Source organism: Streptomyces soli (assembly GCF_003999195.1).
Classification (GTDB): Bacteria; Actinomycetota; Actinomycetes; order Streptomycetales; family Streptomycetaceae; genus Actinacidiphila; species Actinacidiphila soli.
Genome location: NZ_RJVR01000358.1, coordinates 1 through 20,232 on the forward strand (window position 1 = coordinate 1; position 20,232 = coordinate 20,232).

19 protein-coding genes are annotated in these 20,232 nt (G+C 70.2%); 10 read left to right on the plus strand and 9 right to left on the minus strand.

Annotation, left to right across the window (positions count from 1 at the left end):
- Nucleotides 1-270: 270 nt before the first annotated feature.
- From hisF to hisD, 8 genes are read right to left on the minus strand one after another with little or no spacing between them, the layout of a single operon-like run.
- The gene (gene hisF, locus EFK10_RS43790) at nucleotides 271-1,026 is read right to left on the minus strand and encodes an imidazole glycerol phosphate synthase subunit HisF (RefSeq protein WP_127361204.1); all 756 of its coding nucleotides are present in this window, start codon (nucleotides 1,024-1,026) and stop codon (nucleotides 271-273) included.
- On the minus strand, nucleotides 1,023-1,427 hold the full coding sequence (locus EFK10_RS43795) for a Rid family hydrolase (RefSeq protein ID WP_127361205.1): 405 nt from the start codon (nucleotides 1,425-1,427) through the stop codon (nucleotides 1,023-1,025). Before EFK10_RS43795 ends, hisF begins: the two co-directional genes overlap by 4 nt.
- The gene (priA, locus tag EFK10_RS43800) at nucleotides 1,424-2,152 is read right to left on the minus strand and encodes a bifunctional 1-(5-phosphoribosyl)-5-((5-phosphoribosylamino)methylideneamino)imidazole-4-carboxamide isomerase/phosphoribosylanthranilate isomerase PriA (RefSeq protein WP_127361206.1); all 729 of its coding nucleotides are present in this window, start codon (nucleotides 2,150-2,152) and stop codon (nucleotides 1,424-1,426) included. The genes EFK10_RS43795 and priA overlap by 4 nt, the downstream gene beginning before the upstream one ends.
- Nucleotides 2,153-2,163: 11 nt before the next feature.
- Complete coding sequence (gene hisH / locus EFK10_RS43805) at nucleotides 2,164-2,808, minus strand: imidazole glycerol phosphate synthase subunit HisH (protein WP_127361207.1); 645 nt, start codon at nucleotides 2,806-2,808, stop codon at nucleotides 2,164-2,166.
- Between the two features lie 11 nt (nucleotides 2,809-2,819).
- Nucleotides 2,820-2,972 (minus strand): hypothetical protein, encoded by a 153-nt coding sequence (locus EFK10_RS48230; RefSeq protein WP_164836418.1) that lies wholly within the window; start codon nucleotides 2,970-2,972, stop codon nucleotides 2,820-2,822.
- Nucleotides 2,972-3,565: an imidazoleglycerol-phosphate dehydratase HisB gene (hisB, locus tag EFK10_RS43810; RefSeq protein WP_127361208.1), complete on the minus strand. Its 594-nt coding sequence runs from the start codon at nucleotides 3,563-3,565 to the stop codon at nucleotides 2,972-2,974. The genes EFK10_RS48230 and hisB overlap by 1 nt, the downstream gene beginning before the upstream one ends.
- 4 nt (nucleotides 3,566-3,569) lie before the next feature.
- Nucleotides 3,570-4,670 carry a histidinol-phosphate transaminase gene (locus tag EFK10_RS43815; protein ID WP_127361209.1) on the minus strand — a complete coding sequence of 367 codons (1,101 nt, stop codon included), beginning with the start codon at nucleotides 4,668-4,670 and terminating at the stop codon, nucleotides 3,570-3,572.
- Nucleotides 4,667-6,016, minus strand: coding sequence for a histidinol dehydrogenase (gene hisD / locus EFK10_RS43820; RefSeq protein ID WP_127361210.1), 1,350 nt, complete (start codon nucleotides 6,014-6,016; stop codon nucleotides 4,667-4,669). Before hisD ends, EFK10_RS43815 begins: the two co-directional genes overlap by 4 nt.
- A 237-nt stretch (nucleotides 6,017-6,253) precedes the next feature.
- On the opposite strand from hisD, the gene hppD reads away from it, so the two are divergent.
- The 9 genes from hppD (at nucleotide 6,254) to ybaK (ending at nucleotide 15,178) form a co-directional block, all read left to right on the plus strand.
- A complete protein-coding gene (gene hppD / locus EFK10_RS43825) occupies nucleotides 6,254-7,459 on the plus strand; it encodes a 4-hydroxyphenylpyruvate dioxygenase (protein WP_127361211.1) in 1,206 nt (401 codons plus the stop codon).
- Between the two features lie 15 nt (nucleotides 7,460-7,474).
- Nucleotides 7,475-8,677: a homogentisate 1,2-dioxygenase gene (locus EFK10_RS43830; protein ID WP_127361212.1), complete on the plus strand. Its 1,203-nt coding sequence runs from the start codon at nucleotides 7,475-7,477 to the stop codon at nucleotides 8,675-8,677.
- Nucleotides 8,674-9,564, plus strand: coding sequence for a hypothetical protein (locus EFK10_RS43835; protein ID WP_127361213.1), 891 nt, complete (start codon nucleotides 8,674-8,676; stop codon nucleotides 9,562-9,564). Before EFK10_RS43830 ends, EFK10_RS43835 begins: the two co-directional genes overlap by 4 nt.
- Nucleotides 9,551-10,765: a fumarylacetoacetase gene (gene fahA, locus EFK10_RS43840; RefSeq protein WP_127361214.1), complete on the plus strand. Its 1,215-nt coding sequence runs from the start codon at nucleotides 9,551-9,553 to the stop codon at nucleotides 10,763-10,765. The genes EFK10_RS43835 and fahA overlap by 14 nt, the downstream gene beginning before the upstream one ends.
- Complete coding sequence (locus tag EFK10_RS43845) at nucleotides 10,762-11,079, plus strand: amidohydrolase family protein (RefSeq protein WP_240677849.1); 318 nt, start codon at nucleotides 10,762-10,764, stop codon at nucleotides 11,077-11,079. Before fahA ends, EFK10_RS43845 begins: the two co-directional genes overlap by 4 nt.
- Nucleotides 11,080-11,129: 50 nt before the next feature.
- Nucleotides 11,130-12,710 (plus strand): oxidoreductase, encoded by a 1,581-nt coding sequence (locus EFK10_RS43850; RefSeq protein ID WP_407647259.1) that lies wholly within the window; start codon nucleotides 11,130-11,132, stop codon nucleotides 12,708-12,710.
- An 87-nt stretch (nucleotides 12,711-12,797) separates the two neighbouring features.
- Complete coding sequence (locus EFK10_RS48235) at nucleotides 12,798-13,799, plus strand: hypothetical protein (protein WP_164836419.1); 1,002 nt, start codon at nucleotides 12,798-12,800, stop codon at nucleotides 13,797-13,799.
- Between the two features lie 2 nt (nucleotides 13,800-13,801).
- Nucleotides 13,802-14,539, plus strand: coding sequence for an LON peptidase substrate-binding domain-containing protein (locus EFK10_RS43860; RefSeq protein WP_127361216.1), 738 nt, complete (start codon nucleotides 13,802-13,804; stop codon nucleotides 14,537-14,539).
- A 135-nt stretch (nucleotides 14,540-14,674) separates the two neighbouring features.
- On the plus strand, nucleotides 14,675-15,178 hold the full coding sequence (gene ybaK / locus EFK10_RS43865; RefSeq protein ID WP_127361217.1) for a Cys-tRNA(Pro) deacylase: 504 nt from the start codon (nucleotides 14,675-14,677) through the stop codon (nucleotides 15,176-15,178).
- 1 nt (nucleotide 15,179) lies between these two features.
- Here the strand turns inward: ybaK and EFK10_RS43870 are convergent, their stop codons facing one another.
- The gene (locus tag EFK10_RS43870; RefSeq protein WP_127361218.1) at nucleotides 15,180-16,481 is read right to left on the minus strand and encodes a DUF2252 domain-containing protein; all 1,302 of its coding nucleotides are present in this window, start codon (nucleotides 16,479-16,481) and stop codon (nucleotides 15,180-15,182) included.
- A gap of 173 nt (nucleotides 16,482-16,654) precedes the next feature.
- Between EFK10_RS43870 and dnaE the strand changes: the two genes are divergently transcribed.
- Complete coding sequence (dnaE, locus tag EFK10_RS43875) at nucleotides 16,655-20,221, plus strand: DNA polymerase III subunit alpha (protein ID WP_127361219.1); 3,567 nt, start codon at nucleotides 16,655-16,657, stop codon at nucleotides 20,219-20,221.
- Nucleotides 20,222-20,232 lie beyond the last annotated feature (11 nt).

The window sequence follows — 20,232 nt, forward strand, 5'->3', positions numbered from 1 at the left end:
ATCCGCTCTCCGATCGAAGGTCACCCGACAGGCTCTGAGGGCGGCGGACGGCCTACCCCCAACCCGGGGCGAGACAGAGAGCCGCCAACCGGGCCAGAGGCGGCGTTGGCGAGGCGGAACCCGATGCGGCGGGAGGTCAGGGGTCGGAGGGGTGGGGGTTCTGGACGCTTACGTATATTTGTGTGCGGCATGCCGGATAGGGAATCGGACGGCCCGTCACGCACGTAAATATATCGGTCCAGGACCCCCAGCCCCGGAGGCCCCGGACCGTCACCTCACCGGGTGACCGGCCCCCCGCAAGGCGCCCTTGACCTCACCGATCCGCAGGTCGCCGAAGTGGAAGACCGAAGCGGCCAGCACCGCGTCCGCCCCCGCAGCGACCGCCGGGGCGAAGTCGGAGAGCTTGCCCGCACCGCCACTCGCGATCACGGGGACGGTGACGTGCTTGCGGACCGCCCCGATCATCTCCACGTCGTAGCCGTCCTTCGTGCCGTCGGCATCCATCGAGTTGAGCAGAATCTCACCGGCGCCCAACTCAGCAGCCCGCTGCGCCCACTCCACCGCGTCGATACCCGTCCCACGCCGACCACCATGCGTGGTGACCTCAAACGAACCCTCCGCCGTACGCCGGGCATCAACAGAAAGCACCAGCACCTGGCTGCCGAAACGCTCAGCGATCTCCCGGATCAGCTCGGGCCGGGCAATGGCAGCCGTGTTGACGCCGACCTTGTCGGCGCCGGCCCGAAGCAGCTTGTCGACGTCGTCGGCAGAACGCACCCCGCCGCCCACCGTCAGCGGGATGAAGACCTGCTCGGCCGTCCGGCGCACCACGTCGTACGTGGTCTCGCGGTCGCCCGACGAGGCCGTGATGTCCAGAAAGGTCAGCTCGTCGGCGCCTTCGGCGTCGTACAGCTTGGCCATCTCCACGGGATCACCGGCGTCGCGGAGGTTCTGGAAGTTGACGCCCTTGACGACGCGGCCGTTGTCCACGTCGAGGCAGGGGATGACTCGGACCGCAAGGGTCATTCAGGGGCTCCTCGGAATGCTTCCACGTCGACCTCGACCAGGACACGCGAGTCGACGAAGCCGGCGACCACGACGATGCTCCCGGCCGGGCGCACGGCGCCGAAAAGCTCCTTGTGCGCGCGGCCGACATCCTCCGCGTCGCGGGTGTGGCTGATGTACATGCGGGTGCGGATGACGCTCTCGGGCCCGAGACCGAACTTCTCCAGCGCGGCGAGCGCGTTACCGAAGGCCAGCAGGGCCTGCTCGTAGGGGCTGCCCTCACCGCTCACCTCTCCGCCGACCAGCGGCATGGTGCCGGGGACAAGGACCCGGTCCCCTGCCGCGACGGCGCGGGCGAAGCCCATGGTCTCTTCCCAGGGGCTCTCGCTGTGGACGCGCTGAACGGCAGGGGTGTCAGTCATCGTGATACGGCCTCCAACGCCTCTTCCAAGGTGAACGCCTTGGCGTAAAGGGCCTTGCCCACGATGGCGCCTTCGACACCTTCCGGGACAAGAGTCGCGATCGCACGCAGGTCGTCAAGGGAGGAAACGCCGCCGGAGGCGACGACCGACTTGTCGGTGGCCGCGCAGACGTTCTTCAGCAGTTCCAGGTTGGGGCCCTGGAGGGTGCCGTCCTTGGCGATGTCGGTGACGACGTAACGGGCGCAGCCCTCGCTGTCGAGCCGGGCCAGCGTCTCGTACAGGTCGCCGCCGTCGCGGGTCCAGCCTCGGCCGCGCAGGGTCGTGCCGCGTACGTCCAGGCCTACGGCGATGCGGTCGCCGTGCTCGGCGATGACCTTGGCGACCCACTCGGGGGTCTCGAGGGCCGCGGTGCCGAGGTTGACCCGGGTGCAGCCGGTGGCGAGGGCGGCGGCGAGCGTGTCGTCGTCGCGGATGCCGCCGGACAGCTCGACCTTGATGTCCATGGTGCGGGCGACCTTGGCGATCTGCGCCCGGTTGTCGCCGGTGCCGAAGGCGGCGTCGAGGTCGACCAGGTGCAGCCATTCCGCACCGGACTGCTGCCAGGCGAGGGCGGCGGCAAGCGGGTCGCCGTAGGACGTCTCGGAGCCGGACTCGCCGTGGACGAGGCGGACGGCCTGGCCGTCACGGACGTCGACGGCGGGAAGGAGTTCGAGGCGGTGGGTCATGTGAGGGCGTCCTAGAGGGTGTCGAGCCAGTTGGTCAGCAGCTGCGCGCCGGCGTCGCCGGACTTCTCGGGATGGAACTGGGTGGCCCACAGCGGGCCGTTCTCCACGGCGGCGACGAAGGGCTCGCCGTGGGTGGCCCAGGTGACCTTGGGGGCGCGGATGTGGGCGTTGCCGACTTCCAGCTCCCAATGCCGTACGGCGTAGGAGTGCACGAAGTAGTAGCGCTCGTCGGGGTCAAGCCCGGCGAAGAGCTTCGTGTCCTCGGGCGCCTTGACCGTGTTCCAGCCCATGTGCGGGACGACGGGTGCGCGCAGCGGCTCGACCGTGCCGGGCCACTCGTCGCAGCCCTCGGTCTCGACGCCGTGCTCGACGCCCCGGGCGAAGAGAATCTGCATGCCGACGCAGATGCCCATGACCGGGCGGCCCCCGGCCAGCCGGCGGCCGATGATCCACTCACCGCGTACGGACTTCAGCCCGGCCATGCAGGCGGCGAAGGCGCCGACGCCGGGGACGAGGAGCCCGTCGGCGTTCATGGCCTTGTCGAAGTCGGCGGTGATCTCGACGTCGGCCCCGGCGCGGGCGAGAGCGCGCTCGGCGGAGCGGACGTTGCCGAAGCCGTAGTCGAGGACGACGACGTTCTTGGCGGACGTGCTCAAGACGGCCCTCCCTAAAGGTTCAGGAACCCGGCGGTCAGCGACGCGGCGGCACTGAGGCCCAGCAGAAGGATGACGCTCTTGGGCAGCTTCTGCTTCCAGAAGGAGTAGACCCCGCTGGCGAGGAAGATCCCCAGAAAGATGTAGACGGCGGCGCTCGTGTTCATCAGAGGGCGCCCTTCGTCGACGGGAGGATGCCGACCGCGCGCGGGTCGCGCTCGCTCGCGTACCGAAGCGCCCGGGCCAGGGCCTTGAACTGGCACTCCACGATGTGGTGGGCATTGCGCCCGTACGGGACGTGGACGTGCAGCGCGATCTGGGCCTGCGCGACGAAGGACTCCAGGATGTGCCGGGTCATCGTGGTGTCGTACTCGCCGATCATCGGCGCCATCTTCTCGGGCTCGGTGTGCACGAGGTAGGGGCGGCCGGACAGATCGACGGTGACCTGGGCGAGGGACTCGTCCAGCGGGACGGTGCAGTTGCCGAAGCGGTAAATCCCCACCTTGTCGCCGAGGGCCTGCTTGAAGGCGGCGCCCAGCGCGAGGGCGGAGTCCTCGATGGTGTGGTGGGAGTCGATGTGCAGGTCGCCCTCGGTCTTGACGGTGAGGTCGAAGAGGCCGTGGCGGCCGAGCTGGTCGAGCATGTGGTCGTAGAAACCGACCCCGGTCGAGATGTCGGTCCGGCCGGTCCCGTCGAGATCGATCTCGACCAGGACCGAGGTTTCCTTGGTGGTGCGTTCCACGCGGCCTACGCGGGACATGTGCTCAGCTCTCCTTCTTGAGGTCACGCGCCGCTTCCAGGAACGCGTCGTTCTCGGCCGGGGTGCCCGCGGTGACCCGCAGCCACCCCGGTACGCCGTTGTCGCGGACCAGGACACCGCGGTCGAGGATCGCCTGCCAGGCCTGGTGGCTGTCCTCGAAGCGGCCGAACTGGACGAAGTTGGCGTCCGAGTCGATGACCTCGTAGCCGATCGCGCGCAGTTCCTCGACCAGGCGGTCCCGCTCGGCCTTCAGCTGTTCGACGTACCCCAGCAGCGTATCGGTGTGCTCCAGCGCGGCGAGCGCGGTGGCCTGGGTGACGGCGGACAGGTGGTACGGCAGGCGTACGAGCTGCACGGCGTCCACGACCGCCGGGTCGGCGGCGAGGTAGCCGAGCCGGAGCCCGGCCGCGCCGAAGGCCTTGGACATGGTGCGGCTGACGACCATGTTGGGGCGGCCCTCGATGAGCGGCAGCAGGGAGGGCCGGTGGCTGAACTCGCCGTACGCCTCGTCCACGACGACGAGGGAGGGGCGGGCGGCCTGGGCGGCCTCGTACAGGGCGAGGACGGTGTCGGCGTCGACCGCCGTGCCGGTGGGGTTGTTCGGGGAGGTGATGAAGACCACGTGCGGGCGGTGCTCGGCGATGGCCGCCGCGGCCGCCGCGACGTCGATCGTGAAGTCCTCGTTGCGCGGGCCGGAGAGCCACTGGGTGCCGGTGCCGCGCGAGATCAGCCCGTGCATGGAGTACGAGGGCTCGAAGCCGATCGCGGTGCGGCCCGGGCCGCCGAAGGTCTGCAGCAGTTGCTGGATGACCTCGTTCGAACCGTTGGCGGCCCAGACGTTGGCCACGCCGACCTCGTGCCCGGCGGTGCGGGTGAGGTACTCCGCGAGCCCGGTGCGCAGTTCCACCGCGTCCCGGTCGGGGTAGCGGTTGAGGTTCCGGGCGGCCTCGCGGACCCGCTCGGCGATGCGCTCGACCAGGGCCTCGGGCAGGGGGTACGGGTTCTCGTTGGTGTTCAGGCGTACGGGTACGTCGAGCTGGGGGGCGCCGTACGGGGACTTGCCGCGCAGCTCGTCCCGGATGGGGAGGTCGTCAATGCCGGTCACGAACCCGGTACCGTCCAATCGTCTGCGTTCATCTGTTCGCCTCCGGCAAAACGTGCCCTGACAGCGGCCCCGTGTGCGGGCAGGTCTTCGGCGTCGGCGAGGGTGACAATGGTCCCGGCGACCTCGGCCAGCGCCTCGCGGGTGTAGTCCACGACATGGATGCCGCGCAGGAACGACTGCACGGACAGCCCCGAGGAGTGGCAGGCGCAGCCGCCGGTGGGCAGCACGTGGTTGGACCCGGCCGCGTAGTCGCCGAGCGAGACGGGCGCGAAGGCGCCGACGAAGATCGCGCCGGCGTTGCGGACCCTGGCCGCGACCTGGGCCGCGTTCTCGGTCTGGATCTCCAGGTGCTCGGCGGCGTAGGCGTCGACGACCGCGAGGCCCTCGTCGATGCCGTCGACCAGCACGATGCCGGACTGACGGCCGGCGAGCGCCGGAACGATCCGGTCCTCGATGTGCTTGGTCGCGGCGACCTGGGTCTCCAGCTCCTTCTCGACCGCCTGGGCGAGGTCGGGCGAGTCGGTGACGAGGACGGCGGCGGCCAGCGGATCGTGCTCGGCCTGGCTGATCAGGTCGGCGGCGACGTGGACGGGGTCGGCGGTGGCGTCGGCAAGGATCGCGATCTCGGTCGGCCCGGCCTCGGCGTCGATGCCGATCCGGCCCTTGAGCAGGCGCTTCGCGGCGGCGACCCAGATGTTGCCCGGCCCGGTCACCATGGCCGCCGGGCGGCAGTCCTCGGTGCCGTAGGCGAACATCGCGATGGCCTGGGCGCCCCCGGCCGCGTACACCTCGTCCACCTCGAGCAGCGCGCACGCGGCGAGGATCGTGGGGTGCGGCAGGCCGCCGAACTCCTTCTGCGGCGGGGAGGCGACGGCCATGGAGGCGACGCCGGCCTCCTGCGCGGGCACCACGTTCATGATCACGGACGACGGATAGACGGACCGCCCGCCCGGCACGTACAGGCCGACGCGCTCGACCGGCACCCAGCGCTCGGTGACGGTGCCACCGGGCACGACCTGCGTGGTGCGGTCGGTGCGGCGCTGCTCGCCGTGCACGAGCCGGGCGCGGCGGATGGACTCCTCCAGGGCGGCGCGCACCTTCGGGTCCAGCTCGGCCAGGGAGCGCTTGATCGCGTCCACCGGCACCCGGACCCGGTCGATGGTGACCCCGTCGAACTTCTCCGCGTAGTCGATCAGCGCCGCCGTGCCACGATGCTTTACGTCCTCGCAGATCGGGCGCACTTTCTCAAGCGCGGCCTCGACGTCGAGTTCGGCGCGGGGCAGCAGGTCGCGGTCGATCCCGCCCGTGGGGAAGGCATCGCCGCGCAGATCGATTCGGGAGATCACCCTCCCAAGTGTAGAGAAAGCCACTGACGCCCTGCTCCGAGTATCAGTCCCTGATACGGCGCGCCGTACCCGAAAGGGCTAAACATCTTGTACAGCGATCAAGGCCGGGCGCTACGCAAACAGAGCAGGCTGCACAGCAAAAAATCTCACTGTTGCACAGTTTCTCCCACCTCGCCTTAGCTATCTGCATAACCGCACGTTCCGCACGGTTTCCCAGCACGAGGGAAGGTTGCAACGATGACCATCGAGGACACCCTCACCAGCCAGGAGCGACTGGCCGAACTGGATCTCCCACAGCTTCAGCAGCTCGTCGGTCTGGTCGACTACGACAGCGGGACGGACCCCTTCCCCGTCACCGGGTGGGACGCGGTGGTCTGGGCGGTCGGCAACGCGACCCAGACCGCCCACTACTTCCAGTCGGCCTTCGGCATGGAGCTCATCGCCTACTCGGGGCCGGAGACCGGCAACCGCGACCACGTCTCGTACGTGCTGCGCAGCGGGGCGATCCGGTTCGTGTTCCAGGGCGTGGTGGACCCGGCGAGCCCCCTCGCGGAGGCGCACCGGCGGCACGGCGACGGGGTCGTCGACATCGCCCTCGAGGTGCCCGACGTGGACCGCTGCATCGCCCACGCCCGCGCGCAGGGCGCCACCGTGCTGGAGGAGCCGCACGACATCACCGACGAGCACGGCACGGTCCGCGTCGCGGCCGTCGCCGCGTACGGCGACACCCGGCACACGCTGGTGGACCGCTCCCAGTACGAGGGCCCGTACCTGCCCGGCTATGTGACGCGCTCGTCCTCCTACGCCAAGCGGCCGGGCGCGCCGCGGCGTGTCTTCCAGGCGCTGGACCATGTCGTGGGGAACGTCGAGCTCGGCAAGATGGACGAGTGGGTCGACTTCTACAACCGGGTCATGGGATTCACCAACATGGCCGAATTCGTCGGGGACGACATCGCCACGGAGTACTCGGCCCTGATGAGCAAGGTGGTCGCCAACGGCAACCACCGGGTGAAGTTCCCGCTCAACGAGCCGGCGCCGGGGAAGAAGAAGTCGCAGATCGACGAGTTCCTGGAGTTCTACCAGGGCCCGGGCGCCCAGCACCTGGCGCTGGCGACCAACGACATCATCGCCTCCGTCGACGCGCTGGTCGAAGAGGGCGTGCAGTTCCTGGCCACCCCCGACTCGTACTACGAGGACCCCGAGCTACGGGCCCGCATCGGCAAGGTCCGGGTGCCGGTGGAGGAGCTGCAGAAGCGCGGCATCCTGGTCGACCGCGACGAGGACGGCTACCTGCTGCAGATCTTCACCAAGCCGCTGGGCGACCGGCCGACCGTCTTCTTCGAGCTGATCGAGCGGCACGGCTCACTCGGCTTCGGCAAGGGCAACTTCCAGGCCCTCTTCGAGGCCATCGAGCGCGAGCAGGCCAGGCGCGGCAACTTCTGACGGATCGAGGATCCCGTGGCGTACTACCGGCAGGCGGGCCGGATCCCGCCCAAGCGCCATACCCAGCACCGCGCGCCCGACGGCGGCCTGTACTACGAGGAGCTGATGGGCGAGGAGGGCTTCTCCTCCGACTCCTCGCTGCTCTACCACCGGCTCATCCCGTCGGCCATCTCCGCCGCCGAGCCATGGGAGCTTCCCGACCAGACGCTGACCCCCAACCATCCGCTGGTCCCCCGCCACTTCCGCACGCACGAGCTGTTCTCGGGACCGGATGCCAAGGCGCAGGACGTGGTCACCGGGCGACGGCTGCTGCTGGGCAACGAGGACGTACGGATCGCCTACGTCGTCGCCGGGCAGCCGTCGCCGCTGTACCGCAACGCGGTCGGCGACGAATGCGTCTACATCGAGTCGGGGTCCGCCGAGATCGGCACGGTCTTCGGCACCCTGACAGCACGGCAGGGCGATTACGTCGTCCTGCCCCGGGCCACCACCCACCAGTGGCGGCCCACCGGCGACGAACTGCTGCGGGCGTACGTGATCGAGGCGAACTCCCACATCACGCCCGCCCGCCGCTACCTGTCGAAGTACGGGCAGCTGCTGGAGCACGCCCCGTTCTGCGAGCGGGACCTGCACGGCCCGTGGCTGCCGGAGCCGGAGCCGGGCGAGGACGGAGAAGTGGACGTGCTGGTCAAGCACCGGGGGCCGGACGGGATCAGCGGCACCCGGTACGTCTATCCGCACCACCCCTTCGACGTGGTGGGCTGGGACGGCTGCCTGTACCCGTACACCTTCAACATCGCGGACTTCGAGCCGGTCACCGGCCGGATCCACCAGCCGCCGCCGGCGCACCAGGTCTTCGAGGGGCAGAACTTCGTGATCTGCAACTTCGTCCCGCGCAAGGTCGACTACCATCCGCTGGCGATCCCCGTGCCGTACTACCACTCCAACGTGGACAGCGACGAGGTCATGTTCTACTGCGGCGGGGACTACGAGGCGCGCAAGGGCTCCGGCATCGGGCCCGGTTCGATCTCGCTGCACCCGGGCGGCCATGCGCACGGCCCGCAGCCGGGCGCGTACGAGCGCAGCATCGGCGCCGAGTTCTTCGACGAGCTGGCCGTGATGGTCGACACCTTCCGGCCGCTGCGGATCGGCGAGGCCCGCAGCGCGTCCGAGGCCGAGGGATACGCCTGGAGCTGGGCCGGGGTGAGCGCACGGTGAACGCGGGCTGCGGAGCCGGAGTCTGGGCGGGGCTGGTGGACGACGCCGCGCTCTTCCCGCCCGGTGACGCACCGCTGCCGGAGGCGCTGCCGGCCCACGCCGCCCATCGCGCCGCCTGGTACGCGGAGTTGGTGGGGGCCTTCGTCCACCCGGCGCCCCGGGCCGCGGAGCTGGCGACCGCCGCGCCGCCCGGCACGCTCGACGTCAGCCTGACACTGCCGGGCGGCCCGGCGACGTACCGGCCCGCCGCGACCGCCCTGGCGCACAGCGGCCGGGTACGGCTGGTGGCCGCGGAGGTCGTGGTGCCCGAGGACCTGGACTCGCGGGTCCTTGTCGACGCCCTCGACACGGCCCTGGCCGACGAGGCGCGCGGGTACGTCGAGCTGCCCAGGTCGGCCCGCCGGGACGAGGTGCTGCGGGCGCTCGCGGGCACCCGGTACCACGCCAAGCTGCGCACCGGGGGGACCGTCGCGGAGGCGTTCCCCGACGAGGGCGAGCTGGCCGGGGCGATCGTCGCCTGCGTACGGCAGGGCACCCCGTTCAAGTGCACGGCAGGGCTGCACCGGGCCGTACGGCGGCGCGATCCGGAGACCGGCTTCGAGCACCACGGGTTCCTCAATGTGCTGCTCGCGACGGCCGCCGCGCTCGACGGGGAGGAGCCGGAGGCGGTCGCCGCCGTGCTGGCGCAGCGGGACCCGGACCGGCTGGTGTCCGACTACGCCTTCCTGGGGGCGGACGGCGCCGCCGCCGCACGCACCCGTTTCACCTCGTTCGGCTCGTGCAGTATCGACGAGCCGGTCGAGGACCTGGTCCACCTCGGGCTGCTGCACCCACCCGCCATCGCACCCGTTCCCGCCGGAGGAGAGCCCGACCATGACGTGGCTTGATCTGCCCGCCGACTCCCTGTTCGGCGTCGACAACCTGCCGTACGGAGTGTTCTCACCCGCGGAGGGCGCGCCACGGGCCGGGGTACGCGTGGGCGACCTCGTGCTCGACCTCGCGGCCGCGCTGGACGACCCGGTCTTCGCGCAGGCCTCACTGAACCCCTTCATGGCGCAGGGCGTCGCGCGCTGGCGGGAGGTGCGCGCCCGGGTCACCGAGCTGCTCACACAGGACCGGCACCGGGCCGCCACCGAGCCGCATCTGCACCGGCTGAACGAGGTGACGCTGCGGCTGCCGATCGAGGTCGCCGACTATGTCGACTTCTACGCCAGCGAGCACCACGCGACCAACCTCGGCCGGCTGTTCCGGCCGGGGACGCCGCCGCTCACCCCCAACTGGAAGCATCTGCCGATCGGTTACCACGGCCGGGCCGGCACCGTGGTGGTCTCCGGCACGCCCGTCGTCCGCCCGAAGGGCCAGCGCAAGCCCGCGGACGCGGAGGCGCCGGTCTTCGGTCCCTCGGTGCGCCTCGACATCGAGGCGGAGGTCGCCTACGTCGTCGGCACCGGCTCGGCGCTCGGGGAGTCGGTGGCCGTCGCGGACTTCGCGGAGCGGGTGTTCGGCGTGTGCCTGCTCAACGACTGGTCGGCGCGCGACCTCCAGGCCTGGGAGTACGTTCCGCTCGGCCCGTTCCTCGGCAAGTCCTTCGCCACGTCGGTGTCCCCGTGGATCGTGCCGCTTGACGCGCTGGCGCACGCCTGGGTGGCGCCGCCGCCGCGCGACCCCGAGCCGCTGCCGTACCTGGCCGACGCCGGCAAGCAGGGCCTGGACCTGACGCTGGAGGTGCGCCTCAACGGCCACCGGATCTCCAACCCCCCGTACACCTCGATGTACTGGACGGGCGCGCAGATGCTCGCCCACCTGTCGGCGAACGGCGCCACCACCCGCACCGGCGACCTGTACGGCTCGGGCACGGTCAGTGGCCCGAGGGAGGACCAGTACGGTTCGCTGATCGAGCTGACGGCGGCCGGCGCGAAACCGCTCGAACTGCCCGACGGGACGTGGCGTACATTTCTTGAGGACGGCGACGAGGTCACCCTGACCGGCACCGCCCCCGGGCCCTCCGGTTCCCGGATCGGCCTCGGTGAGGTCACCGGCCGCATCCTGCCGGAGCGGCCGGAGCCGCCCGCTTTTTGGCGTACATGAAGGAGGAGGACGGGCTGACCCAGGACGACTTCGAGGACCTGCTGGACGTGCTCAGGCAGGGGAACTGCTGGATCAAGCTGTCCGGCCCCGTACCGGATCGCCAAGGACAAGCCGCTGTCCTCCGTCGACCCCTGGGTCGCGCTCTGGTGGCGGCACGGCCGGACCGGCTCATCTGGGGCTCCGACTGGCCGCACCTGCCCAACGGGCAGCGGGACACCGGTGAGTTGCTTAACCTGCTGGCGGACTGGGCACCCGACGAGAAGAACCGGCACCGCATCCTGGTGGAGTCCCCGGAGAAGCACTTCTTCTCCTAAGGTGATCAAGGCAACTTCGGTTGTCCTGTGAGCCACGGGAGGGGATACCGGTGACCGAGCCGTCGGACGGCGCTCCGCAGCCGCATCAGCCGCCGCAGGACTGGACGCCTGTGGAACAGGGGCTGTGGGAGGCCTACCGCCTCGGCGAGTGGTACGACCTGCGCACCGGCATCCCCGAGCGCGACGACCCGGCCGCCGACCGCTTCTGGGGCCCCGACCGCACCGTACGCGCCGAGACCATCGCCCGGCTGCTGCTCGACGGGCCGCCCCCGGTGCCGGGCCGGGTGTCGTGCGTCAAGCTGTCGGGCGCCCAGATCAGCGGCGAGCTGCAGCTGTCGGGCGGCAATGTGGTGCCGTATGTCGAGCTGCGGGACTGCCGGTTCGAACAGGTCGTGATGCTGTCCGAGTGCCAGTTCACGACCGTACGGATGGTGCACTGCGCCATACCGCGCCTGGAGGCCGCCCGGCTGCACACCACCGGCGACCTGCATCTGCCGCAGTGCACCGTCGAGGGCGGCATCCGGCTCACCGACGCCCACATCGGCACCGACCTGCTGCTCAACCAGCTCACCGTCCGCCGAGACCGGCACGGCCGCGCCATCGCCGCCGACGGGCTCAACGTCGCCCAGGACGTCGAGGCCGAACTCATCGAGGCCACCGGCGAGATCAGCCTGCGCAGCGCCCGGATCGGCGGCCGGCTGAGCCTGCGCGGCAGCGTGCTGCACAATCCGTACGGGCGCTACGCGCTCAACGCCGCCCGGGTCCAGGTCGAGCACACCCTGTATCTGAGCGCGGGCTATCTCGGCTCGGGCCAGAGCAGCGGCACCCCGCCGAACGGGGTGCGCACCCGGCGCTTCACCTGCGAGGGCGGACTGCGGCTGGACGACGGCCGCTTCGGCAACGCCGTGATCATCAACCAGGCGCGTTTCCGGCTCACCGGCACCCAGCAGCTGTCCCTGCGCCGGGTCCAGACCCCCGAGCTGCGGCTGACCCTGGACGAGCCGCCGAGCGGGATGATCTCGCTGGCCGGCGCCCGGGTCGGCAACCTCACCGACGCGCAGACCTGCTGGCCGGAAACGGCGGGCGTCGACCTGACCGGTTTCACGTACGGCTCGCTGAGCCCCGAGGGGCCGTTCCCGCTGCGTCAGCGCATCGCGTGGCTGGCGGCGGCGACCCCCGAGTACAGCCCGGAGCCGTACGAGCACCTGGCGGCCGCGCTGCGGGTCAGCGGCGAGGACTCCGACGCCCGCGAGGTGCTGCTCGCCAAGCAGCGGCGACGGCGCGAGACGCTGCCGCTGGCCGGAAAGCTGTGGGGCTACCTCCAGGACATCACGGTCGGCTACGGCTACCGGGCGGGGCGGGCCGCGCTGTGGATGGCGGTGCTGTGGGCGATCGGCGCGACCTTCTTCGCCGCCCATCCGCCGCCACCGCTGAAGGCGGGCGAGGCCCCGAACTGGAACCCGGCCCTGTACGCGCTGGATCTGCTACTGCCGGTCATCGACCTGGGCCAGGACAGCGCCTGGAAACCGGCCGGCGGCGGGCAGTGGGCGTCGGCGGTGCTGGTGGTGCTGGGGTGGGTGCTGGCGACCACGGTGGCGGCTGGTGCCTCACGGCTGCTGCGGCGCGGCTGACCGGAATGCACATGTCTCGGACAGATATCGAATCTTCATCGAAAGCACGGGGACCCGATCGGCAAAAGGCCGTTCAATAAACGCATCATGCCTGTTCTCCGCTCCATGGTCGCCATGTCGCGCATGCTGCGGCACGTCCCGCACATCGGTGCCGATCTGCCGCCCGATGACGCGGTGCTCCTCGACGCGCCCGACGACCGGCTCGCGGCGGCTACCGCCCGCCTCGACGACGGCGACTTCAAGCCGGTCGCCGAGCTGCTGGCCTGGACCCGCGACGCCGCCTGGTGGGAGACCCGGGACCGGCACGTCGCCTGGCTCGCCGAGCGCCACCTCGAGGGCGGCACCTGGCTGCGGGAGTGGCTCGACGCCGACCCGGACAGCCCCGACGTGGCCGTCGTCCGTGCCGAGGCCGCCGTACGGCACGCCTGGCGGGCCCCCTCCGCCGCCGACCGCGTCGCCCTGCTGCGCGAGGCCGGCCCCCTGGTCCGCGACGCCGCCGAGGCGAGTACCGGTGATCCCGTCCCCTGGCGCACCGCCATCACCCGCGCCCGTGGGCTGCGCGCCCAGCGCGAGGACTTCGACGGCCTGTGGGCGCAGGCGGTCGCCCGGTCCCCGCACCACTTCGGCTGCCACGTCAGCGCCCTGCGCTTCCTGCGCGACGACGAGCAATGCGGGCAGGAGGAGTTCCTGGCCTTCGCGGCCGACGCCGCCGACAGCGTCCTGCCCGGCTCACTGGTACTCGGCCTGCCGCTGATCGCCGTGTACGAAAGCCTCCTCTCCGGCCGCCCGGGCGCCGCCTCCTACGTGGACTCCGCCATCACCGCCGCCCAGGAGCTGTCGGCCTGGCACAGCCGCGGCGACCGCGAGCCGGCCGAGGTGCGCAACGTGCTGATCCAGATGCTGATCCTGCGCAAGCGCTGGGCCGAGGCCCTGGACCAGTTCCGCGCGACCGGGATCCACGCGACGGCTTTTCCGTGGCGTCACACCGGCGAACCCCGCCGCGAATTCCTGGAGATGCGCACCGGCGTACGCGTCCAGCTCGCATCCGGCGTCCGCCTCTGGGCCAAACCGGGCGGGCCCTACACATAGGCTTGCTGGCTGTGACCGCTCGCATCCCGCTCTTTCCGCTCAATTCGGTGCTCTTCCCCGGCCTCGTACTGCCGCTGAACGTCTTCGAGGAGCGGTACCGCGCTCTCGTACGCGACCTCATCGCGCTGCCCGAGGAGGCACCCCGCCGCTTCGGCGTGGTCGCCATCCGGGACGGCCACGGGCTGGAGGCCACCACCAAGGGCATCTCGGAGGGCGAGGGCGCGGCGGCCGGGTTCGGTGCGGACCCGGCGAAGGCGTTCTTCGAGGTGGGGTGCTTCGCCGAGGCGGCGACGATCGGCGAGCACGAGGACGGCAGCTTCGAGCTGGTGTCCACCGGCACCACACGCTTCCGCCTGCTGTCAGTGGACCCGAGCGGCCCCTATCTGATCGGCGAGACCGAGGACCTGCCCGAAGAGCCCGGCGAGGGCTCGGGCGCGCTGGCCGCGGGGGTGGCCAGGGCCTTCCGTACGTACCAGAAGCGGGTCGCCGGCGCCCGCGAGCGGACCCTCACCTCGGGCTCCGGGCAGGACCTGCCGGACGAGCCGTCGGTGCTTTCCTATCTGGTGGCCGCCGCGACTGTGCTGGAGACCCCGGTCAAGCAGGCGCTCCTCGAAGCACCCGACACCGCCACCCGCCTTCGCGAGGAGCTGCGCCTGCTGCGCCGCGAGGCCGCCGTCATCGGTAAGCTCCGGACCCTGCCCGCTGTCGAGCTCACCCGGCAGGCCCCCAGCCCCAACTGACCTCTCCTTCACGCCGCCCTCGCACCGCTTCGCGGCCCGCCGCGTTGGGGGCACTCCCCCAGCCTTCGGCCGGGGGCATCCCGGTCCACCAGCCCCGGGGCCAAAATGCCCCCCACATGACGGAGCTCGCATCCCATGGCCAAGAAGACCAAGACCTCCGGCGGCACGCCCGCCACCGTGGCCCTGGAACGGGCGGGCGCGCCCTTCACGGTCCACGCGTACGAACACGACCCCGCGGCCGCCCTCAGCTACGGCGAGGAGGCCGCCCAGGCCCTCGGGACCGCGCCGGAGCGGGTCTTCAAGACCCTGGTGGCCGATGTCGACGGCTCCCTCACGGTCGCGGTCGTGCCGGTGGCCGGCTCGCTGGACCTGAAGGCCCTGGCCTCGGCCGCCGGGGGCAAGCGGGCCGCCATGGCCGACCCGGCCGCCGCCGAGCGGACGACTGGCTATGTCCTGGGCGGCATCTCGCCGCTGGGTCAGCGCAAGCGGCTGCGTACGGTGGTCGACGCCACGGCGCTGGACCACGACACGGTGTTCGTGTCGGCCGGCAGGCGCGGCCTCGAGGTGGAGCTGGCGCCAGGGGACCTGGTCGCGCTGACGGGAGCCGTCACGGCCCCCATCGCGCGCGCCAAGGGCTGACTCACAGACCCGGGATCCGCCCGTTCCGGAACAGGTCGACGAAAATCTGGTGGTCGGCGCGGGCCCGGGCACCGTAGGAGTGCGCGAAGTCCACCAGCATGTCGGCGAAACCGTCCTCGTCGGCCGCGATCGCCTCGTCGATGGCGTCCTCGGTGGAGAACGGCACCAGCGAGTGCCCGCTCTCGTCGTCGGCGGCGGCGTGCATCCCGGCGGTGGCCCGGCCGAGGTCGGCGACGACGGCCTCGATCTGCGCGGGGTCGTCCAGGTCGGACCAGTCGAGGTCGACGGCGTACGGGGACACCTCGGCGACGAGCTGGCCGACGCCGTCCAGCTCGGCCCAGCCGAGGTACGGATCGGCGTGGGCCTGCAGGGCACGCTGGGAGATCACCGTGCGGTGGCCCTCGTGGTGGAAGTAGCCGCGCACCGCCAGGTCGGTGATGTGCCGGGAGACGGCCGGGGTCTGTCCCTGCTTCATGTAGATCACGACGTCGTTCTCCAGGGCGTCGGTGTGCCCTTCGAGCAGCAGGTTGTACGAGGGCAGGCCCGCGCTGCCGATGCCGATCCCGCGCCGGCCGACGACGTCCTTGACGCGGTGGCTGTCGGGGTTGATGCGGCTCGTCTCCGGCAGCGTCTCCAGGTAGGCCTCGAAGGCGCCGAGCACCTTGGCGCGGGTGGGTGCGTCCAGCTCGATGGCGCCGCCGCCCGGGGCGAAGCGGCGTTCCCAGTCGCGGATGTCGGTCATGGAGTCCAGCAGTCCGACCCGGGTCCGGGCGCGGGCGCTGCGCAGGGCGTCCAGCAGCGGGCCCTGGGCGGTATCGAGGGTGAGGGCCGGCACGGTCTTGTCGTTCGCGAGGGCGCGGATGCGGTCGCGGTAGGCGGCCGCGTACGTACGCACCAGGCCGGAGATGACGTCGTCGGCGAGCGCCTTGCTGTAGCCGATGAGGGCGACGGAGGCGGCGAAGCGCTGGAGGTCCCAGGTGAAGGGGCCCACGTAGGCCTCGTCGAAGTCGTTGACGTTGAAGATCAGCCGGCCGTTGGCGTCGAGGTAGGTGCCGAAGTTCTCGGCGTGCAGATCGCCGTGGATCCACACCCGCGAGGTGCGCTCGTCCAGGAACGGGCCGCTGTCCTTCCCGCCCTCCACGTCGGCGTAGAAGAGGCAGGCCGTGCCCCGGTAGAAGGCGAAGGCGGAGGAGGCCATCTTGCGGAACTTGACCCGGAATGCGGCCGGGTCGTTGGCCAGCAGCTCACCGAAGGCGGTGTCGAAGACGCCGAGTATCTGCTCGCCGCGCTGGTCGTCAGTCATGGGTGGGGTGCCTCCTGGGCCGGTACGTACGGGCATCGCCGGATCCTACGCGTGACCCTGCGCGGAGGTGCCCGGATTGTCGGTGCCGGGGATTAGGATTCCCATCGCCGCACCGAGAAGCTTCAGCACCGAGAAGTTCATAGGACCGACCCCCGCCGGAGGTGTCACTCTCCGTGATAGACCAGCCGTTCACGCACTTGCACGTCCACACGCAGTATTCGCTCCTGGACGGTGCCGCGCGGTTGAAGGACATGTTCAAGGCCTGCAATGAGATGGGCATGTCGCACGTGGCGATCACCGACCACGGCAATCTCCACGGGGCATACGACTTCTTCCATCAGGCCAAGGCCGCCGGGGTCACCCCGGTCATGGGCATCGAGGCCTACCTGGCGCCCGAGTCGCGGCACTACAACAAGCCCGTGAAGTGGGGCGCGCCGCACCAGAAGGGCGACGACGTCTCCGGTGCCGGCGCCTACACCCACATGACGATCTGGGCGCGGAACCGGACGGGGCTGCACAATCTCTTCCGCGCCCAGTCCCGGGCCTCCTTCGAGGGGTACTTCCGCAAGCCCCGAATGGACCGGGAGATCCTCTCCGAGTGCGCCGAGGGCCTGATGGGCACCACCGGCTGCCCCTCGGGCGAGGTGTCCACCCGGATCCGCCTGGGGCAGATGGACGAGGCGATCAAGGCCGCCGGGGAGTACCAGGACATCTTCGGCAAGGAGAACTTCTTCGTCGAGATCATGGACCACGACATCGACATCGACCGCCGCGCCCGCGACGGCCTGATGGAGATCTCCAAGAAGCTCGGCGCGCCCTTCGTCGTCACCAACGACTCGCACTACACGTACGCGCACGAGTCGGCGGCCCACGACACCCTGCTGTGCATCCAGACCGGGTCGAACCTCTCCGACCCCGGCCGCCTCAAGTTCGACGGCTCCGGCTACTACCTGAAGTCGGCCGCCGAGATGTACGCGATCGACTCCTCCGACGCCTGGCAGGAGGGCTGCCGCAACAGCCAGCTGCTGATCGCGAACCGGGTCGAGACCGACGGCATGTTCGAGGCGAAGAACCTCATGCCGCGCTTCGACGTGCCCGACGGATACACCGAGGTCAGCTGGTTCCGCGAGGAGGTCGCTCGCGGCATGGCCTTCCGCTTCCCGAACGGCATCCCGGAGGACCGGCAGAAGCTCGCCGAGTACGAGATGGACACCATCATCCAGATGGGGTTCCCGGGGTACTTCCTCGTCGTCGCCGACTTCATCAAGTGGGCCAAGGACAACGGCATCGCGGTCGGCCCCGGCCGAGGCTCCGCCGCCGGTTCGATCGTCGCGTACGCGATGCGCATCACCGACCTCGACCCCGTCCCGCACGGTCTGATCTTCGAGCGGTTCCTCAATCCCGAGCGCGTGTCCATGCCCGACGTCGACATCGACTTCGACGAACGCCGGCGCGCCGAGGTGATCCGGTACGTCACCGAGAAGTACGGCTCCGACAAGGTCGCCCAGATCGCGACCTACGGCACCATCAAGGCCAAGAACGCGGTCAAGGACTCGGCCCGCGTGCTGGGTTATCCGTACGCTGTCGGTGACCGGATCACCAAGGCGATGCCCGCCGACGTCCTCGGCAAGGGCATCCCACTGTCCGGCATCACCGACAAGGACCACCCCCGCTACAGCGAGGCGGGCGAGGTCCGGGCGATGTACGAGAACGAACCGGACGTGAAGAAGGTCATCGACGCCGCCCGGGGCATCGAGGGCCTGGTGCGGCAGATGGGTGTCCACGCGGCCGGCGTGATCATGTCCAGCGAGCCGCTGATCGACCACGTGCCGATCTTCTCGCCCAAGAACGACGGCGCGGTCGTCACGCAGTGGGACTACCCGAGCTGTGAGTCGCTCGGCCTGCTGAAGATGGACTTCCTGGGCCTGCGCAACCTGACGATCATGGACGACGCGGTCAAGTCGATCAAGGCCAACAAGGGCATCGACATCGACCTGCTCTCCCTCCCGCTGGACGACCCGAACACGTACGCCCTGCTCTCGCGCGGTGACACCCTCGGCGTCTTCCAGTTCGACGGCGGTCCCATGCGCTCCCTGCTGCGCATGATGAAGCCCGACAACTTCGAAGACATCTCCGCCGTCTCGGCCCTGTACCGGCCTGGCCCGATGGGCATGAACTCGCACATCAACTACGCGCTGCGCAAGAACAAGCAGCAGGAGATCACCCCCATCCACCCGGAGCTGGAGGAGCCGCTCCGGGAGGTCCTGGACGTCACCTACGGCCTCATCGTGTACCAGGAGCAGGTGCAGAAGGCCGCCCAGGTGCTCGCCGGTTACTCGCTCGGACAGGCCGACCTGCTGCGCCGCGCGATGGGCAAGAAGAAGCAGGAGGTCCTCGACAAGGAGTTCATCCCCTTCCAGAAGGGCTGCCGCGAGCGCGGGTACTCCGACGAGGCGGTCAAGGCCGTGTGGGACGTGCTGGTCCCCTTCGCCGGCTACGCCTTCAACAAGGCCCACTCGGCCGCGTACGGACTGGTCTCGTACTGGACCGCCTATCTGAAGGCGAACTACCCGGCGGAATACATGGCCGGACTCCTGACCTCGGTCAAGGACGACAAGGACAAGATGGCGCTCTATCTCAACGAGTGCCGTCGCATGGGCATCAAGGTGCTCCCGCCGGATGTGAACGAGTCGGACGCCAACTTCACGCCGCGCGGTGACGACACGATCGTCTTCGGTCTGACCGCCGTGCGCAACGTCGGTACGAATGTCGTGGACTCGATCGTGCGGTGCCGGAAGTCGAAGGGGAAGTACACCTCCTTCCCCGACTTCCTGGACAAGGTCGACGTGGTGGTCTGCAACAAGCGGACCGTCGAATCGATGATCAAGGCGGGCGGCTTCGACGAGCTCAAGCACACCCGTAAGGGCCTGTCGGCGGTCTTCGAGTCGATGATCGACAACGTGGTGGCGGTCAAGCGGAATGAAGCCGAGGGGCAGTTCGACCTCTTCGGCGACCTCGGCGGGGACACGGCGGATTCCGATACCACCTTCGGCCTCGACACCCCGATCGGCGAGGACGAGTGGGACAAGGGCTATCTGCTCGCCCAGGAGCGGGAGATGCTCGGCCTGTACGTCTCCGACCACCCGCTCTTCGGCATCGAGCACATCCTCAACGACAAGACGGACGCCGCGATCGCCGCCCTCAACGGCGGTGACTACTCCGACGGCTCGATCGTCACCATCGGCGGCATCATCTCCGGCCTGCAGCGCAAGATGACCAAGCAGGGCAACGCGTGGGCGATCGCCACCGTCGAGGACCTGGCCGGCTCGATCGACTGCATGTTCTTCCCGGCGACGTACCAGCTGGTCTCCACACAACTGGTCGAGGACGCGGTGGTCTTCGTCAAGGGCCGCCTCGACAAGCGCGAGGACATCCCCCGGCTGGTGGCCATGGAGCTGATGGTCCCCGACCTGACCGACGCCGGCACCAACGCCCCGGTGACCATCTCCATCCCGACGGTCAAGGTCACCCCGCCGCTGGTCGCCCGGCTCGGCGAAGTCCTCGCCAGCCACAAGGGCAATACCGAGGTCCGCGTCAAGCTCCAGGGCGCCCGCAAGACCACAGTGCTGCGCCTCGACCGGCACCGGGTCACCGCCGACCCCGCCCTCTTCGGCGACCTCAAGGCGCTGCTCGGGCCGGCCTGCCTCGGCGTGGCGGCACAGCAGCAACAGGCGGGCTGAGCCGCGCCGCA

Excerpts from the sequence above, each read along its gene's own strand:
- hisB (WP_127361208.1), bottom strand. The coding sequence starts at position 3,565 with ATGTCCCGCGTAGGCCGCGTGGAACGCACCACCAAGGAAACCTCGGTC.
- hisF (WP_127361204.1), bottom strand. The coding sequence starts at position 1,026 with ATGACCCTTGCGGTCCGAGTCATCCCCTGCCTCGACGTGGACAACGGC.
- EFK10_RS48230 (WP_164836418.1), bottom strand. The coding sequence starts at position 2,972 with ATGAACACGAGCGCCGCCGTCTACATCTTTCTGGGGATCTTCCTCGCC.
- hppD (WP_127361211.1), top strand. The coding sequence starts at position 6,254 with ATGACCATCGAGGACACCCTCACCAGCCAGGAGCGACTGGCCGAACTG.
- fahA (WP_127361214.1), top strand. The coding sequence starts at position 9,551 with ATGACGTGGCTTGATCTGCCCGCCGACTCCCTGTTCGGCGTCGACAAC.
- EFK10_RS43795 (WP_127361205.1), bottom strand. The coding sequence starts at position 1,427 with ATGACTGACACCCCTGCCGTTCAGCGCGTCCACAGCGAGAGCCCCTGG.
- EFK10_RS48235 (WP_164836419.1), top strand. The coding sequence starts at position 12,798 with ATGCCTGTTCTCCGCTCCATGGTCGCCATGTCGCGCATGCTGCGGCAC.
- priA (WP_127361206.1), bottom strand. The coding sequence starts at position 2,152 with ATGACCCACCGCCTCGAACTCCTTCCCGCCGTCGACGTCCGTGACGGC.
- EFK10_RS43845 (WP_240677849.1), top strand. The coding sequence starts at position 10,762 with ATGAAGGAGGAGGACGGGCTGACCCAGGACGACTTCGAGGACCTGCTG.
- ybaK (WP_127361217.1), top strand. The coding sequence starts at position 14,675 with ATGGCCAAGAAGACCAAGACCTCCGGCGGCACGCCCGCCACCGTGGCC.
- EFK10_RS43870 (WP_127361218.1), bottom strand. The coding sequence starts at position 16,481 with ATGACTGACGACCAGCGCGGCGAGCAGATACTCGGCGTCTTCGACACC.